The organism is Kluyvera georgiana ATCC 51603, assembly GCF_001654985.1.
Lineage (GTDB): Bacteria > Pseudomonadota > Gammaproteobacteria > Enterobacterales > Enterobacteriaceae > Kluyvera > Kluyvera georgiana.
Window position 1 is genome coordinate 1 of record NZ_LXEU01000025.1, and the last position, 17,166, is coordinate 17,166.

Genomic DNA, 17,166 nt, shown 5'->3' on the forward strand with positions numbered 1-17,166 from the left:
GGGAGAGGGGGGCCGTTACGCTAAATCTTCCCCGTTGCTGGCTATCACCTTCTTATACCACCAGAACGATTTTTTACGCGCCCGCGCCAGCGTCCCGTTGCCCGCGTCATCGCGGTCGACGTACACGAATCCGTAGCGCTTACTCATCTCGCCCGTCGACGCCGCCACCAGGTCAATACAACCCCACGTGGTGTAGCCGATCAGCGGCACGCCGTCTTCGATGGCATCGCCCATGGCGCGAATATGTTCGCGTAAATAGCTGATGCGGTAATCGTCGTCGATCTGTCCATCGGCGTTGACGACGTCCTTCGCGCCAAGACCGTTCTCCACCAGGAACAGCGGCTTCTGGTAGCGGTCGTACATCATGTTCATGGTGATACGCAGGCCGAGCGGGTCGATACCCCAGCCCCATTCGCTGGCCTCAATGTACGGGTTCTTCAGCGACTTCACGATGTTGGTCGCGTTGGTGTTATTCGCGTTCATGTCTGCCGATGCGCAGCGTGAGGCGTAGTAGCTGAACGACACAAAATCGACCGTATGCTTAAGCGCTTCATCATCTCCGGCCTCTTTGGCGATGGTCACGCCTTTTTCGCGGAACACCCGAGCCGAGTAGGCCGGGTAGCGGCCGCGCGCCTGCACATCGATAAAGAACAGGTTCTCGCGATCTTTCTCCAGCGCCGCCCACACGTCTTCCGGCTTGCAGGAGTAGGGGTAGAAGTTGCCGCCTGCCAGCATGCAGCCTACCTGGTTCTGCGGGTTGACCTCATGGGCGATTTTGGTGGCCAGCGCGCTGGCCACCAGCTCGTGGTGCGCGGCCTGGTACTTCACCTGATCCTGATTTTCGCCTTCTTCGAACACCAGCCCCGCACCGGAGAACGGACTGTGCAGCATGATGTTGATTTCATTGAAGGTCAGCCAGTATTTCACCAGCCCGTCGAATGCTTCAAAGCAGGTGCGGGCATAGCGGGTAAAGAACTCCACCATCTTGCGATTACGCCACGAGCCGTACTCGGTCACCAGGTGCATCGGCACGTCGAAGTGGCACAGCGTCACCAGCGGTTCGATACCGTATTTCTTACATTCGCGGAACAGATCGCGGTAGAAGGCGATACCTTCCTCATTCGGCGTCAGTTCGTCGCCGTTCGGGTACAGACGGCTCCAGGCGATGGAGGTGCGGAATACGCCGAAGCCCATTTCGGCCATCAGCGCGATATCTTCTTTATAACGATGATAGAAGTCGATCGCCTGGTGGCTGGGATAGAACTCATCATCGCGCAGCGTGAAACGCTTCTCCTGGCCCAGTTTGACCGGCAGGCGGTTGACGCCGTGCGGGATCATATCCACGGTGGTCAGCCCTTTGCCGCCTTCAAGATACGCTCCTTCGGCCTGGTTAGCGGCAATGGCGCCGCCCCAGAGGAATCCTTGCGGAAATGTCGACATGCGTTACCTCGCTAATAAATTTATGAAATTTGTGCGGCTGTGGCGTTTACCGGCGCGCTAGCCTGACGTTGGCGTGCTTCGGCGGCGGCGTCTTCTACCGGAATGTCCTCAAAGCCGAGGATCAGCGTCAGCACGAACGACAGCACCACCGCCAGCGCCATCACGCCGAACACCCAGACGATGGTCATCGGGTTAGCCGGGTCGAAGAACTGCACGCTGGTAAACAGCCCCGGCGCGGCCATTGAATGGCTGGCCAGTCCGGCGATACCGGCGACCGCGCCGCAGATAAAGCCGCTGATCAGGCTGGCGATCAGCGGGCGCTTCAGGCGTACGGCGACCCCGTACAGCGCCGGTTCTGAGATGCCGGCCAGAATGGCGGACGCGGCGGCGGCCAGCGCGGTCTGGCGCAGTTCCGGGTTTTTGGTTTTCCACGCTACCGCCAGCGACGAACCGCCGAGCGACAGGTTGGCGCCGATTTCTGACGGCATCACCATGCCTTCTTTACCGGTTTCGGCAATAGTTTGAATGATGGTTGGGGTAAAGACGCGGTGCATCCCGGTCATCACCAGCAGCGGCCAGAGCGCACCCATAATGGCGACCGACAGCCAGCCCAGATAGCCGTGAATGGTGTACACCAGCGCGGAGATGGCGCTACCGATCCAGATCCCAATCGGGCCTATCAACAGAATCGCCAGCGGCGCGGCGATCAGCACGATCAGCATGGGTTTCAGGAAGTTTTTGGTGACGGCGGGCGTAATTCTGTCAACCCAGCGTTCAATGTAGGAGAGGCACCAGGTCATCACCAGCGCCGGGATCACCGTGTAGGTGTATTTCACGGCGGTCACCGGAATGTAGGCAAACTCGACGTGCTCGCCCTGTGCGGCTTTCGCCATCAGCTCAATAAAGCTCGGGTGCACCAGCACCCCGGCGATAGCAATCGCCAGCGACATGTTGGTTTTGAATTTAACCGCCGCAGAGGCGGCAACCATCAGCGGCAGGAAGAAGAAGGCGCCGTCACCGATCACCGTCAGAATGGTGAGCGTCGGTGCGCCTTTTGGCAACACGCCGGTCATTTCGAGGATCATCGCCAGCAGCTTAACCATCGATCCGCCGATAATCGCCGGGATCAGCGGTGACATGGTGCCGATCAGCGCATCGAGGATCCCGGCACCAATGCGACGCAGGGTCAGCTTCGGTTTCCCGACCGGGGCCGCTGGCTGCATGTCGTTCGGCAGCAAGTTGACCACTTCGCGGTAAGCCTGCGAGACGGTGTTGCCAATAATCACCTGGCACTGGCTGTCGGTGCGTACCACGCCCATCACGCCGCCGATGCCTTTAAGCGTCGCGCTATCAACCAGCGTGTCATCTTTCAGCACGAAGCGTAGACGGGTCATGCAGTGCGTGACGGCGGAGATATTCTCCACGCCGCCAAGCGCGCTCACCACAGATTGCGCCAGAGCCGCATAATTTTTAGCCATCGGAAAATCCTGTTTTATCAGTAGGGTACTTATGGTTCATCGTCTGAATGCTTCAAAAGATGAAACGCTGTATAGGAAACCGGTTCCACATAATCATCATGTGTTTATTTTGTTGCTACAAGATCTAAATTTTGTTTTTGATTGATTCGTGAAATCGATCACAGGAAATAACCTTGATGAAAGATTCACCCGTTTCGCCATTGCTGAAAATCGCCAGGCGGTGCAGTACACTGCGGGCAGATAATTTCTCAAAGGTATGAATATGACGACGATGCTAGAGGTGGCACGACGGGCGGGCGTATCGAAAGCCACCGTGTCCCGGGTGCTATCGGGCAACGGTTATGTCAGTCAGGAGACCAAAGACCGGGTGTTTTTGGCCATCGAAGAGAGCGGCTACCGGCCAAACCTTCTGGCGCGTAATCTGGCCACCAAAAAGACGCAAACGCTGGGGCTGGTGGTGACAAACACCCTTTATCACGGCGTGTACTTTAGCGAACTGCTGTATCACGCGGCGAGTATGACGGAAGATCAGGGGCGTCGTCTGGTACTCGCCGACGGCAAGCACAGCGCCGAAGAGGAGCGTGAGGCGATTCAGTATCTGCTCGATCTGCGCTGCGATGGCATTATTATTTACCCACGTTTTTTAAGCGTCGACGAAATTGACGATATTATTCAGCAGCAGCAACAGCCGGTGATGGTCATTAACCGCCGCCTGCGCCGAAATAGCAGCCACTGCGTTTATTGCGATCAAAAATCTTCCAGCCAGCAGGCGGTGGAAAAATTAATTACGCTGGGCCATCGTGATATTGCTTTTATTACCGGCTCGCTGGATTCGCCGACCGGCGTTGAGCGTCTTTCCGGCTATAAGGATGCGCTGGCTAAACATGGCATTACGCTACGTAATGAGCTGATTGTAGAAGGAAAATGGACGCCCGCCACCGGCGCGGCAGGTGTCGATATTCTGCGAGAAAGGCAGGTGACATTCAGCGCGCTGGTGGCCAGTAACGATGATATGGCGGTGGGCGCAATCAAGCGGCTTCATACTCATGGAATAGCGGTGCCGCAGCAGGTGTCGGTGATTGGCTTTGACGACATTGCATTAGCACCTTATATGATTCCGTCCCTCTCGAGCGTGCGTATTCCGGTGACGGAAATGATTAAAGAGACGATTCATCGCCTTATTTTCATGCTCGACGGCGGCGATTTTAAATATCAACAAACCTTTCCCGGCGAATTGATCGAGCGCGAATCCATCGTCGCCGGCCCACATCGTTAATGTCGTCAGCTGTCATCGTCATTAGTGACGATGACAGCTTGTTCCGGCAGACACTCTGTCAAATCCCCTTATGAATCAATGAAATAAAAGTTGGCTCGAATAATGCATTCTCCCGCGCAATCACTGTCATAGCTGGAGAAGTTGATGAACCGTTTCATCATCGCTGATGCGAGTAAATGTATTGGCTGTCGTACGTGCGAAGTCGCCTGCGTGGTTTCTCACCAGCAGGATCAGGACTGCGCCGCGCTGACGCCACAGTCGTTCCTGCCGCGTATTCACGTTATTAAGGGCGTAGATGTTTCTACCGCCACCGCCTGCCGCCAGTGCGAAGACGCGCCGTGCGCCAACGTCTGCCCGAACGGCGCGATTGTCCGCGACAAAGGGTTTATCCACGTTATGCAGGAGCGCTGCATTGGCTGCAAAACCTGTGTGGTGGCCTGCCCCTATGGCGCGATGGAAGTGGTGGTGCGTCCGGTTGTGCGCGACAGCGGCGCAGGTCTGAAGGTGCGTGCGGAAAAAGCGGAAGCCAACAAGTGCGACCTTTGCTTCCACCGTGAAGAAGGCCCGGCCTGTATGGAAGCGTGCCCGACCCACGCGTTGTTCTGCGTTGACCGCAACAAGCTGGAACAGCTTAGCGCGGAAAAACGCCGTCGCGCAGCGCTGGAAAGCGCCGCGTCTATCTCTCTTTAATCATCCTTTATTTCTCTTTTAACAGGTCTGTTACTGATGAAAAAAATCACGAGTGTATGCCCTTATTGCGGTGCTGGTTGCAAACTGAAGCTGGTCGTCGACCACGGTAAAATTATTCGCGCCGAGGCGGCTGATGGGCAAACCAACCAGAATGAGCTGTGCCTGAAAGGCTACTACGGCTGGGATTTTCTGAACGATACCCAACTGCTGACGCCGCGTCTGACGCAGCCGATGATCCGCTATGAAAAAGGGGGCAAATTCACCCCCGTGAGCTGGGATGAAGCCATTCGCTACACCGCGAAACGGCTGAGTGAGATCAAAGCCAAATACGGACCGCGCGCCATTATGACTACCGGGTCATCGCGCGGTACCGGTAATGAAACCAACTATGTGATGCAGAAATTCGCCCGCGGCGTGCTGCACACCAATAACGTCGATTGCTGCGCCCGCGTCTGCCACGGCCCATCGGTTGCCGGGTTGCAGGAAGTGCTGGGTAACGGCGCGATGAGCAACAGCATCGGCGATATTGAAAATTCCCGTTGCCTGCTGGTCTTTGGCTACAACTGCGCGGATTCGCACCCCATCGTGGCGCGTCGCGTGATTAAGGCCAAAGATAAAGGGGCGAAAATTATCGTCTGCGACCCGCGCAAAATTGAAACCGCGCGCATCGCCGATCAGCATCTACAAATGCGTAACGGTAGCAATATGGCGCTGGTGAATGCCTTTGCCCATGTGCTGCTGGAAGAAGAGCTGTACGACAAAGAGTATGTTGCGCGCTACGCCACCGGGCTGGACGAGATGCGTGAAGTCGTTAAAGACTACGCGCCCGAAGCGGTGGAAGAACTGACCGGTATTTCCGCCGCACAGGTTCGTCAGGCGATGCGCACTTATGCGGCGGCGCCGTCGGCGACCATCATGTGGGGCATGGGCGTCACCCAGTTCGGCCAGGCGGTTGACGTAGTGAAAGGGCTGGCAAGCCTGGCGCTGCTGACCGGTAACCTCGGGCGTGAAGCCGTCGGCGTTGGCCCGGTGCGTGGGCAGAACAACGTGCAGGGCGCGTGTGACATGGGCGTGCTGCCAAATCAGTTCCCTGGCTATCAGGACGTGACGGACCCGCAGGTGCGTGAAAAATTCGCCAATGCCTGGGGGATTGATGCCAGCCTGATGGACGACAAAGTCGGCGTGCGCATTACCGAAGTGCCGCATCTGGCAATAGAAGGCAAGGTTAAAGCCTACTACATCATGGGTGAAGATCCGCTGCAAACCGAGGCGGATTTAGGGCTGGTGCGCAAAGGCTTCGAAGCGCTCGATTTCGTGGTGGTGCAGGATATTTTCATGACCAAAACCGCTGAACAGGCTGACGTACTGCTGCCCGCCACTTCCTGGGGCGAGCATGGCGGCGTCTTTACCTGCGCTGACCGCGGCTTCCAGCGCTTCGATAAAGCCATCGACGCGAAGTATAACGTTAAGCGCGACTGGGAGATTATCAGCCTGATCGCCAGCGAAATGGGTTATCCGATGCACTACGACGATAACCAGCAAATCTGGGACGAAATACGCGAGCTGTGCCCGCTGTTCTACGGCGTGACCTACGAAAAAATGGGTGACATGGGCCACGTGCAGTGGCCTTGCCCGACGCTGGATCACCCCGGTACACCGTACCTGTATGAAGGTAATCAGTTTGCTACGCCGGACGGCAAAGGCCATCTGTTCGCCGCACCGTGGCGCGCCCCGGCGGAAAGCCCGGATGCGGATTTTCCGCTGGTACTGTGCACCGTACGTGAGGTGGGCCACTACTCCTGCCGCTCGATGACCGGTAACTGTGCCGCGCTGCAATCGCTGGCCGATGAACCGGGATTTGTGCAAATCAACCCGCAGGACGCCGAACGGCTGAACATCAAAGATAAACAACTGGTGTGGGTTTCCTCCCGCCGCGGTAAGGTCATTAGCCGTGCTAGCGTCAGCGAACGTATCAACGCGGGCTGCGTCTACATGACCTATCAATGGTGGGTAGGGGCCTGCAATGAACTGACTCAGGACAACCTCGATCCTATCTCCAAAACACCGGAAACCAAGTATTGCGCGGTGAAAGTGGAGGCGATTGTGGATCAGCTCTGGGCCGAAGAGCATGCGCTACAAAGCTATCAGTCGATGAAAATGCGTCTGAAAGCGGCGGTACACGGGTAATCACGATGAGTGCAAACGGCGTGCAGATCCGCATCTGCGGAAAGGTACAGGGGGTAGGTTTCCGCCCCTTCGTCTGGCAGCTGGCGCAGCAGCGCGGCTGTCTGGGCGATGTCTGTAATGACAGTGCCGGGGTACTATTGCGCCTGTACGGCGATGAAGCGGACTTCATCGCCGCGCTGTACCAGTACTGCCCGCCGCTTGCACGCATCGACAGTACCCAGGTTGAGCCGTTTGACTGGCCGACCATCCCAACCGACTTTACGATCCGCCAGAGCGGTAGCGGGGCGATGAGCACGCAAATTGTTCCCGATGCGGCGACCTGCCCAGCCTGTCTGGCGGAAATGAACGACCCGCAGGAGCGGCGCTACCGCTACCCGTTTATCAACTGCACCCACTGCGGGCCACGTTTTACCATTATTAACGCCATGCCGTATGACCGGCCTTTCACCGTGATGGCGGCATTCCCGCTTTGCCCGCAGTGCGAGGCGGAGTACCGCAACCCGTATGACCGACGCTTTCATGCCCAGCCGGTGGCCTGCGCCGAGTGCGGCCCGTGGCTGACGTGGCTTAGCGGCAGCCAGCGTGCACAGAAAGAAGAGGCGCTTCAGGCCGCCGTCGCGCTGCTGAATGCTGGCGGTATCGTCGCCGTGAAAGGGATTGGTGGTTTTCATCTGGCCTGCGACGCCAGCAACGAACGGGCTGTTGAACGGCTGCGTGCCCGTAAGCATCGCCCGGCGAAACCGCTGGCGGTGATGCTGCCGAATAGCGACGCGCTGCCAATCGACGCAAGATCGCTGTTGAACACGCCCGCCGCGCCGATTGTGCTGGTGGATAAAGCGCGTGTAGCGGGGCTTTGTGACCTCATCGCGCCGGAGCTGGCCGAGGTGGGCGTGATGCTGCCCGCCAACCCGCTCCAGCATTTGCTGATGCAGGCGCTGGGTCGCCCGCTGGTAATGACCTCCGGCAATCTTAGCGGCAAACCGCCCGCCCTCAGCAATGATCAGGCGCTGGCGGATCTCGCCAATATCGCCGACGGATTCCTGCTGCATAACCGCGATATCGTCCAGCGCATGGACGATTCGGTGGTGCGCCAGAGCGGTGAAATGCTGCGCCGTTCGCGCGGTTTTGTGCCGGATGCGCTGCCGCTGCCGCCGGGCTTTCATCACGTGCCGCCCATGTTATGTCTTGGCGCTGATATGAAAAACACCTTCTGCCTGGTCCGTGGTGACCAGGCGGTTGTCAGCCAGCACTTTGGCGATCTGACCGACGATGGTGTCGAAAGCCAGTGGCAGCAGGCGCTGGGATTAATGCAGGTGATATACGATTTTACCCCGCAGGCCGTCGTTGCCGATGCGCACCCTGGCTATCGTTCCTCGCTGTGGGCACAAACGAGCGCGCTGCCGCAGCAACGCGTGCTGCACCACCATGCACATATTGCCGCCTGTCTGGCCGAGCACGATTGGCCGCTCGACGGCGGCGATGTCATTGCGATGGCGCTGGACGGTATCGGAATGGGCGAGAACGGCGCGCTGTGGGGCGGTGAGTGTCTGCGCGTTAACTACCGGGAATGCGAGCATCTTGGCGGCCTGCCGCCGGTGGCGCTGCCGGGCGGTGACCTGGCGGCGAAGCAGCCGTGGCGCAACTTGCTGGCCCACTGCCTGGCGTTTGTTCCCGCCTGGCAGACCTTCGCTGAAACCCAACCGCTGCAACAACAAAACTGGCCGCTGCTGAAACAGGCGATCGCGCGGGGCTTGAACAGCCCACAGACCTCCTCCTGCGGCCGCCTGTTTGATGCGGTAGCCAGCGCGCTGGGCTGCGCGCCGCAGACATTGAGTTATGAAGGTGAGGCGGCGTGTCGGCTGGAGGCGCTGGCCGCCACCTGCTCCGGCGTGAGCCATCCGGTGATCATGCCGGTACGCGAGAGTCAGCTCGATCTCATGCGCTTCTGGGACACATGGCTGCGCTGGCAGGCGACGCCCGCGCATAAAGCGTGGGCGTTCCACGATGCGCTGGCGCGTGGCGTGGCCGAATTGCTGCGTTCTCACGCCAGCCCGGCAAATATTTCCACGCTAGCGTTTGGCGGCGGCGTGCTGCACAACGCGCTGCTGCGTGCGCGGTTAATGCACTATTTACACGATTTCACTTTGCTCTTTCCGAAGCGCTTACCCGCGGGTGATGGGGCGATTTCATACGGGCAGGCCGTCATTGCGGCAGCTCGTCATCAGCTTTAAAGGAGTTATTCATGTTGTGGAATGTTCTTCGTCAACAGCCGCGGGCATCGCTGCTGGTGCTGGCTTTGGTATTGGCGAACCTACTGGCCTGGGGCTGGGCGTGGCAGGCCTTTGGCCATAACGGCGCGCTGATGGCCGCCAGCCTGCTGGCGTGGGGCTATGGCCTGCGCCACGCGGTGGACGCTGACCATATCGCGGCGATTGATAACGTCACCCGTAAAATGATGCAGCAGGGCAAGCGCCCGTTTGGCGTGGGAGCCTGGTTCTCACTCGGCCACTCTTCCATCGTGGTGCTGGCGTCGGTGGCGATTGCCGCCACGGCAACCGCTTTCCAGCATAAAATGAGCTGGTTCCACGATACCGGTAGCATTATCGGCACCACGGTTTCTGCCGTGTTCCTGCTGGCGATGGCGCTGGTCAACCTGGTTATCTTACGTGGCGTATGGCGCAGCTTCCAGGCGCTGAAAAAAGGGGAGTCGGTTTCTGCTGACGTCCCGGTGACCGGTGGGCTGATGAATGCGCTGTTCAGCCGTACCTTCCGCCTGATCGGCAAAAGCTGGCATATGTATCTGGTCGGCTTCCTGTTCGGCCTTGGCTTTGATACGGCGACCGAAATCGGTGTGCTGGGCATCTCTGCCGCCAGCGCTTCCAGCGGCATGTCGATGTGGTCGATTATGGTCTTCCCGGCGCTGTTCGCGAGCGGCATGGCGCTGGTGGATACGCTGGATAACATCCTGATGGTCGGCGCCTACGGCTGGGCCTTCAACAAGCCGCAGCGCAAACTGTATTACAACATGACCATTACCGGAGCTTCCGTGGTCGTCGCGCTGTTTATCGGTGGCCTGGAAGCGTTGGGGCTGATTATCGATAAATTTGACCTGACGGGCGGCATCTGGAGCGGCGTGTCGATGCTGAGCGATAACCTCGGCAACGCGGGCTTTGTGGTGATTGGTCTGTTTGCGCTGTGCTGGCTGGTGTCGATGGTGAACTACCGCTGGCGCAATTATGACGCGCTGGTGGTGCGGTAAGATTTGAGCCGTTCCCGGCCAAGCGCAGCGCCGCCGGGGAAGCAGCAAATGCAAAAACAAAAAAAGCCCCGGGGCACCGGGGCAAAATCAGACTTCAGTACTTCCATGTGCTTGAGGGTTAAGTAAAACAGTGGACAGAGCGCTGACTGCTTAACTGGCGAGCGACTTCAACAAACTAAATGCTTCTTTCATTCTTTCCTCGCTGACCACGAACGCCCGTAACTGCTGGCTTTCGTCGTAGCCCTGCGCCAGCATGCCGTCGGCGCGCGTTTCAATGGTCCAGTTCAGATCCTGACGACGGGTTTCTCCGGCCAGATGCAGCGGCAGATCCGGTGTTTTCACTTTCACCAGCATATTCGGCAGTTTCAGCTCGCCGGGCTGGCCGAGGATGTTTTTCGCCAGGCACATGGCGCTGAGCAGAATCGGCTGCAGGAACGGCATCACCGTACCGTTAATTTCCGCACAGTCGCCCAGCGCGTAAATATCCGGGTTGCTGGTGCGCAGGGTGCTATCGACCTTCACGCCGCGATTAATCTCAAGACCTGCCATGCGTGCCAGCGCCGTTTCCGGACGCAGGCCGGTGGCGGCCACTACCGCATCAACCTCAACGTGGCGGTCGCGGTCAAAACTCGCGCGAATGCCGGTGGCGGTTTGCTCCAGCGATTGGAGCTGCGTTTTCAGCAGTAGGTGAATGCCCATGTCGGTCAGACGATGCTGCAGGCGACTACTCACTTCCGGCGGCATCAGCGATGCCAGTACGCTGGCGGAATTGTCGACTACGGTGACGGCTTTGCCGGCGCGGCAGAAGTCCATCGCCAGCTCGCTGCCGATCAGCCCGCCGCCGATAATCAGCACCCGTTTGGCATCGCGCAGCGTACTTTGTGCCGCGCCAAATTCCTGCTGGCTGTTGAGGGTCAACATCAATTCTTTGCCCGGCACAGGCGGAACGATTGCCGCCGCGCCGGTGGCCAGGACCAGTTTGTCGTACCGCCATTCATGGTTCTGACTTTTGACCACGTGCGCCTCAGCGTCGATGTGGGTTACCCAGGTTTGCGGGAACAGGTTCAGGTTGTACTGTTCGGCAAACTCGCCGGCGGTTTGCAGGGTGAGGTCGGCGGCGGTTTGCCCCCGGCTCACTACGTGGCTTAAGTCCGGTTTGTTGTATTCATCGATGCTGTCGGCGGCGATGAGCGTCAGCTTGACGCTCGCATCCTGTTTACGGATGTTTTTCACCAGTTGGCGGGCCGCGAAGCCCGACCCAACGATCACAATGCCATGATTCATTTTGCCTCCGTTGCCAGTACGTCGAAGACGTCTTTACCTAACGAGCATTCCGGGCACAGGAAGTTATCCGGCACGTCGGTCCACGGGGTACCCGGCTGGACGTCCTGGTTAGGTTCGCCTTTGGCTGGGTCGTAAATCCACTGGCACACGCTGCACTGCATGCTTGGGCCGAGGTCGGCTGCTGCCGCGGCGGCACAGGCGCAATCTTCTTTTGCTGTGGCTGACGCGGTGTTCATTTCCGGCAGCGGTGCCAGCGCCCACTGACGGGCAATTTCACGACCATGCTGACGGCACAGTTCCAGTGCATCCAGATCCGGACGCCATTTGGCTTTCAGGCTCAGTGACATTTCGAAACCGGCATCCTGCAAGCGGGTAGACAGGCGATCAACCGCACCGCCGCTCCAGCCGTGAGAACCGAAGGCGCTGGCGCGTTTGTTGCGAAAGCGCAGGCCGGTCATCTCTTCCACCAGCCCGGCGATTTTCGGCATCATCACGTTGTTCATGGTCGAGGTGCCGACCAGCACGCCTTTGGAACGGAAGACGTTGGTCAGGATTTCGTTTTTATCGCTGCGGGCGACGTTAAAGATTTTTACCGCCACGTTCGGGTCAACTTCGTTAATGCCCTGGGCAATGGCGTCCGCCATCATGCGGGTGTTGTTGGACATGGTGTCGTAGAAGATAGTGATACGATCTTCCTGATAATCCGCCGCCCATTTCAGGTACAGCTCAACGATTTGCGTCGGGTTATCGCGCCACACCACACCGTGGGAGGTAGCAATCATATCCACCGGCAGGTTGAAGCCGAGGATTTCGGTAATTTTCGGCGTCACCAGACGGCTGAACGGGGTCAGAATGTTGGCGTAGTAGCGTTGGCATTGTTCGAACAGTTCGGTCTGGTCAACTTCGTCGTTGAACAGGCGTTCGTCGCAGTAGTGCTGGCCGAAGGCGTCGTTACTGAACAGTACCGCATCGCCGGTCATGTAGGTCATCATGCTGTCAGGCCAGTGCAGCATCGGCGTTTCAACAAAGATCAGCTGTTTGCCGTTGCCGATGTCCAGAGAATCACCGGTTTTCACCACGTTGAAGTTCCACTCCGGATGATGGTGGTGACCGGTGATGGAATCAATCGCGTTGGCAGTGCAGTAAATTGGCGTATCGGGAATCTGAGTCATCAATTCGGTCAGCGCGCCCGCATGGTCTTCTTCCGCGTGGTTAATGATGATGTAGTCGATATCGGCAAGGTCGATTTCGCTGCGCAGGTTCTGGACGAATTCACGACTGAATTTATGGTCAACGGTATCAATCAGAACGTTTTTGCCTTCGCGAATCAGGTAGCTGTTGTAGCTGCTGCCGCGCAGGGTTTTGTATTCAGTCCCGTGGAAATCACGTACTTCCCAGTCACGTTGGCCAACCCAATGAATGTTATTTTTAACCAGAATAGACATAGCAACCTCAATTAATTCAGCGTTTTCAAAAAAGATGTATTGCTTATTGCAGGTTGCATGCCAACTTTTTAATTAATTGATTTTATTGGTTTATTTTGTTTTTTCTCCTTTCTTGTTAGTCAAAATGACTATACATAAAATTGTCAATATGACATCATGCATTGTCGAAATGACTATTTGAGGTTGCCATGAGCTTTTCTGTTGACGTACTGGCGGGCATCGCCATTGAACTCCAGCGCGGCGTCGGCCATCAGGACCGCTTCCAGCGGCTGATTACCACGCTGCGCCAGGTGCTGGAGTGCGATGCTTCGGCGTTGCTGCGCTACGAGGCGCGGCAGTTTATTCCGCTGGCGATCGACGGCCTGGCGAAAGATGTACTGGGCCGCCGTTTTACGCTGGAAGGGCACCCGCGGCTGGAGGCTATCGCCCGCGCGGGCGACGTGGTGCGCTTCCCTGCTGACAGCGATTTGCCGGATCCCTACGATGGCCTGATCCCCGGCCAGGAGAGCCTGAAAGTGCACGCCTGCATCGGCCTGCCGCTGTTTGCCGGGCAGAATCTGATTGGCGCGCTGACCCTCGACGGTATGTCGCCGGATCAGTTCGACGTATTCAGCGATGAAGAACTGCGGCTGATTGCCGCACTGGCTGCCGGGGCGCTTAACAACGCGCTGCTCATTGAGCAGCTTGAAAGTCAGAACATGTTGCCCGGCTCGGTGAGCGATTTTGAACAGGTTAAAGAGACGCAGATGATCGGCCTGTCGCCGGGCATGATGCAGTTGAAAAAAGAGATTGAGATTGTCGCCGCCTCTGACCTCAACGTGCTGATTAGCGGCGAAACGGGTACCGGAAAAGAGCTGGTGGCGAAGGCGATTCATGAAGGTTCGCCGCGCGCGGTGAGCCCGTTGGTTTACCTGAACTGCGCCGCGCTGCCGGAAAGCGTGGCCGAAAGCGAGCTGTTCGGCCACGTGAAGGGGGCGTTTACCGGGGCCATTAGTCACCGCAGCGGCAAGTTTGAGATGGCCGATAACGGCACGCTGTTTTTAGATGAAATTGGCGAACTGTCGCTGGCGCTTCAGGCCAAGCTGTTGCGCGTGCTGCAATACGGCGATATTCAGCGCGTCGGCGACGATCGCAGCCTGCGGGTCGACGTACGCGTGCTGGCAGCGACCAACCGCGACCTGCGCGAAGAGGTGCTGGCGGGCAACTTCCGCGCCGACCTGTTCCATCGTCTGAGCGTATTCCCGCTCTCGGTGCCACCGCTGCGCGAGCGGGGTGATGACGTAGTGCTGCTGGCGGGCTATTTTTGCGAGCAGTGTCGGCTGCGATTAGGCCTGTCCCGCGTAGTGCTGAGCAGCGGCGCACGCGCGCACCTGCAAAGCTACGGCTGGCCAGGCAATGTGCGTGAGCTGGAACATGCGGTTCACCGCGCGGTGGTGCTGGCGCGGGCGGCCCGCAGCAGTGGTGAAGTGGTGCTGGAGGCGCAGCATTTTGCCTTTCAGGAAGGGGCGCCAGCGGCGGCAGTAGAGGAGCGGTCAGTCGCGGCGGCGGTGCATAATTTACGCGACGCGACGGAAGATTTTCAGCGGCAGATGATTCGCCAGGCGCTGGATGCGAACCAGCACAACTGGGCGGCGAGCGCGCGAGCGCTGGAAACAGACGTCGCCAACCTGCATCGGCTGGCGAAACGTCTGGGCCTCAAGGATTAGAGAATCCCGGCCTGGTAGAAGTTTTGCAGGTTAATCGCGCCGACCAGACGGTGATTTTCATCCACCACCGGCGCGGCGCTGATTTTCAGCTTCATCAGCTTCTCTTTGGCGTCGACGGCGCGCGCTTTGTCGTGAATCGTCACGCCGCCTTTGGTCATTGCTTCGTTGACGCTGTCGGCCAGCGATCCGCCGCTCACCAGCCAGCGGCGCAGGTCGCCGTCGGTAAACACGCCATGCACCTGCAGCACATCGTCACAAACCGCCACCATTCCCATCCCGGTGCGGCTCAGCTCAAGCATGGCGTCCATCACGCTGGCGTGCACGTTGACCTGTGGAATATCCGCGTCTTTACGCATCAGGTGATGCACGCGGTTGAGCAGACGCGCGCCGAGCGCCCCGGCCGGATGCGAACGGGCAAAATCTTCTTCATTAAAGCCACGCGCCTGCATAACGGCGATGGCCAGCGCGTCGCCCATCATCAGCGTGTTGACGGTGCTGGAGGTGGGGGCCAGGTGCATCGGGCAGGCTTCGCGTTCAACGGAGATATCCAGCACCGCGTCGGCTGCCAGCGCCAGCGGCGAATTCGCTTTGCCGGTCATCGCCAGCAGCACGACCGATTTCTCCTGCAGACGAGGGATGAGGTAATCCAGCTCTTTGGCGCTGCCGGAATAGGAGATAAATAGCATCACGTCGCGGCTTTCAACCATGCCCAGGTCGCCGTGCAGCGCTTCAGCCGGGTGGACAAAGAAGGCGGGAGTGCCGGTACTGGCAAAGGTGGCGGCCAGCTTTTTACCGATATGGCCGGATTTGCCCATCCCGGATACGATCAGTTTGCCTTTGCAGTCGAGAATGGCTTTGGCGGCCTGAACAAAGGTCTCGTCAAGACGGTCTGGGAGGCGGCTGGCTTCCTGTAATTCCAGTAACAGGGCCTTACGCCCGGCGTCTAACAAAAAATCACTCATGACTTTCTCCGATAATTAGCGCGTCACACGGTCCAGTTTTGCGCGGCGATGATAAAACATTACGCCCATTGAGATCATCGATTGCATCATGATTGTTCGGAGTCGGAGATTTTTTTTCCCACCGGACCAGAAGGCGCTTCCTTGCAGCGAGGCGGATGCTTTACCATATTTAACTCTTGCTGATATTGTTAAACGGAAGTCCCATGTTGAAGCGTTGCGTTCTGGCTTTACTCCCCCTGTGTGTCCTGCTCGCTGCCTGTAGCAGTAAGCCGAAAACGGCTGAATCACCGGCAACCACCTCCGGCGGTTTTCTTCTTGAACCCCAGCATAATGCGTTGATCCCGACCGGTGATTTTGCCAATAACCCGGCGGCAGAACAGTTCATCGACAAGATGGTGAGCAAGCACGGATTTGACCGTCAGCAACTGCACGAAATTCTCTCGCAGGCCAAGCGTCTGGACTACGTGCTGCGCCTGATGGACAGACAGGCTCCGACCGGCCTGCCGCCAACCGGCCCGAACGGTGCGTGGCTGCGCTATCGCAAACAATTTATTACCCCGGATAACGTGCAGAACGGCGTGGCCTTCTGGAACCAGTATCAGGGGGCGCTACAGCGCGCGCAGCAGGTTTACGGTGTACCGCCGGAAATCATTGTGGGGATTATCGGCGTGGAAACCCGCTGGGGCCGCGTGATGGGGAAAACCCGCATTCTCGATGCCCTGGCGACGCTCTCCTTCAACTATCCGCGTCGCGCCGAATACTTCTCCGGCGAACTGGAAACCTTCCTGTTGATGGCGCGTGATGAAAAAGACGATCCGTTGGATCTGAAAGGCTCGTTCGCCGGCGCGATGGGCTATGGGCAGTTCATGCCATCGTCTTATCGTCAGTACGCGGTGGACTTTAACGGCGATGGCCACATCAACCTGTGGGATCCGGAAGATGCCATCGGTAGCGTGGCGAACTACTTCAAACAGCATGGCTGGGTGACGGGCGACACGGTAGCGGTGCAGGCGATGGGCCAGGCGCCGGGGCTGGAAAACGGCTTCAAGACCAAGTACAGCGTGTCGCAGCTGGCGGCGGCAGGCTTAACCCCGATGCAGCCGCTGGGTAACCATCAGCAGGCCAGCCTGCTGCGCCTGGATATTGGCACCGGCTATCAGTACTGGTACGGGCTGCCGAATTTCTACACCATCACCCGTTACAACCACAGCACCCACTACGCGATGGCCGTATGGCAGTTGGGGCTGGCGGTGTCTCAGGCCCGCGGTCAGTAATCTTCCTTTCTTGCCCCTCTCCGTCCGGGGAGGGGCTTGTTACATTTTGCATCATTTCTAGCCGTTTACATCTTAGAACCCATCCCTTATTGTTATGTTATAACATAATGTGATAAGGCAAAGATATTGACTCCTGTTTTTATGGCGTCCAGCGCGACGCGTCTG

The 17,166-nt window shown here is 58.2% G+C and carries 12 protein-coding genes; 7 read left to right on the forward strand and 5 right to left on the reverse strand.

The genetic code is table 11. The annotated features are described in order from the left end of the window. Window positions 1-15 precede the first annotated feature (15 nt). Together M989_RS05600 and ascF are read right to left on the reverse strand one after the other, a co-directional pair. Window positions 16-1,440 carry a 6-phospho-beta-glucosidase gene (locus tag M989_RS05600; protein WP_064543179.1) on the reverse strand — a complete coding sequence of 475 codons (1,425 nt, stop codon included), beginning with the start codon at window positions 1,438-1,440 and terminating at the stop codon, window positions 16-18. A 20-nt stretch (window positions 1,441-1,460) separates the two neighbouring features. After that, window positions 1,461-2,918 (reverse strand): PTS cellobiose/arbutin/salicin transporter subunit IIBC, encoded by a 1,458-nt coding sequence (gene ascF / locus M989_RS05605; RefSeq protein ID WP_064543181.1) that lies wholly within the window; start codon window positions 2,916-2,918, stop codon window positions 1,461-1,463. Window positions 2,919-3,180: 262 nt separating this feature from the next. Here ascF and M989_RS05610 point away from each other — a divergent pair, with 262 nt between their 5' ends. The 5 genes from M989_RS05610 to M989_RS05630 all read left to right on the forward strand — a co-directional run bounded on the left by M989_RS05610 (window position 3,181) and on the right by M989_RS05630 (window position 10,330). Next, window positions 3,181-4,194, forward strand: a complete 1,014-nt coding sequence (locus M989_RS05610; RefSeq protein ID WP_064543183.1) for a LacI family DNA-binding transcriptional regulator — start codon at window positions 3,181-3,183, stop codon at window positions 4,192-4,194. Between the two features lie 144 nt (window positions 4,195-4,338). Then, window positions 4,339-4,884, forward strand: a complete 546-nt coding sequence (gene hydN / locus M989_RS05615) for an electron transport protein HydN (RefSeq protein WP_064543184.1) — start codon at window positions 4,339-4,341, stop codon at window positions 4,882-4,884. Window positions 4,885-4,920: 36 nt separating this feature from the next. Beyond that, entirely contained in the window at window positions 4,921-7,071 is a 2,151-nt protein-coding gene (gene fdhF / locus M989_RS05620; protein WP_064543186.1) for a formate dehydrogenase subunit alpha, read from the forward strand. Window positions 7,072-7,076: 5 nt separating this feature from the next. Then, entirely contained in the window at window positions 7,077-9,302 is a 2,226-nt protein-coding gene (gene hypF, locus M989_RS05625; RefSeq protein ID WP_064543188.1) for a carbamoyltransferase HypF, read from the forward strand. Between the two features lie 11 nt (window positions 9,303-9,313). Next, window positions 9,314-10,330, forward strand: coding sequence for a HoxN/HupN/NixA family nickel/cobalt transporter (locus M989_RS05630; RefSeq protein ID WP_064543190.1), 1,017 nt, complete (start codon window positions 9,314-9,316; stop codon window positions 10,328-10,330). A gap of 150 nt (window positions 10,331-10,480) precedes the next feature. Here the strand turns inward: M989_RS05630 and norW are convergent, their stop codons facing one another. Together norW and norV are read right to left on the reverse strand one after the other, a co-directional pair. Further along, a complete protein-coding gene (norW, locus tag M989_RS05635) occupies window positions 10,481-11,614 on the reverse strand; it encodes an NADH:flavorubredoxin reductase NorW (RefSeq protein WP_064543194.1) in 1,134 nt (377 codons plus the stop codon). Further along, window positions 11,611-13,059, reverse strand: coding sequence for an anaerobic nitric oxide reductase flavorubredoxin (gene norV / locus M989_RS05640; RefSeq protein WP_064543198.1), 1,449 nt, complete (start codon window positions 13,057-13,059; stop codon window positions 11,611-11,613). Before norV ends, norW begins: the two co-directional genes overlap by 4 nt. A 188-nt stretch (window positions 13,060-13,247) precedes the next feature. On the opposite strand from norV, the gene norR reads away from it, so the two are divergent. Beyond that, the gene (gene norR / locus M989_RS05645; RefSeq protein ID WP_064543199.1) at window positions 13,248-14,765 is read left to right on the forward strand and encodes a nitric oxide reductase transcriptional regulator NorR; all 1,518 of its coding nucleotides are present in this window, start codon (window positions 13,248-13,250) and stop codon (window positions 14,763-14,765) included. Here norR and gutQ read toward each other — a convergent pair. Next, window positions 14,762-15,727: an arabinose-5-phosphate isomerase GutQ gene (gutQ, locus tag M989_RS05650; protein ID WP_064543201.1), complete on the reverse strand. Its 966-nt coding sequence runs from the start codon at window positions 15,725-15,727 to the stop codon at window positions 14,762-14,764. The two genes, norR and gutQ, sit on opposite strands and share 4 nt — an antisense overlap. A gap of 203 nt (window positions 15,728-15,930) precedes the next feature. On the opposite strand from gutQ, the gene mltB reads away from it, so the two are divergent. Further along, a complete protein-coding gene (gene mltB, locus M989_RS05655; protein WP_064543202.1) occupies window positions 15,931-17,001 on the forward strand; it encodes a lytic murein transglycosylase B in 1,071 nt (356 codons plus the stop codon). Window positions 17,002-17,166: the final 165 nt, after the last annotated feature.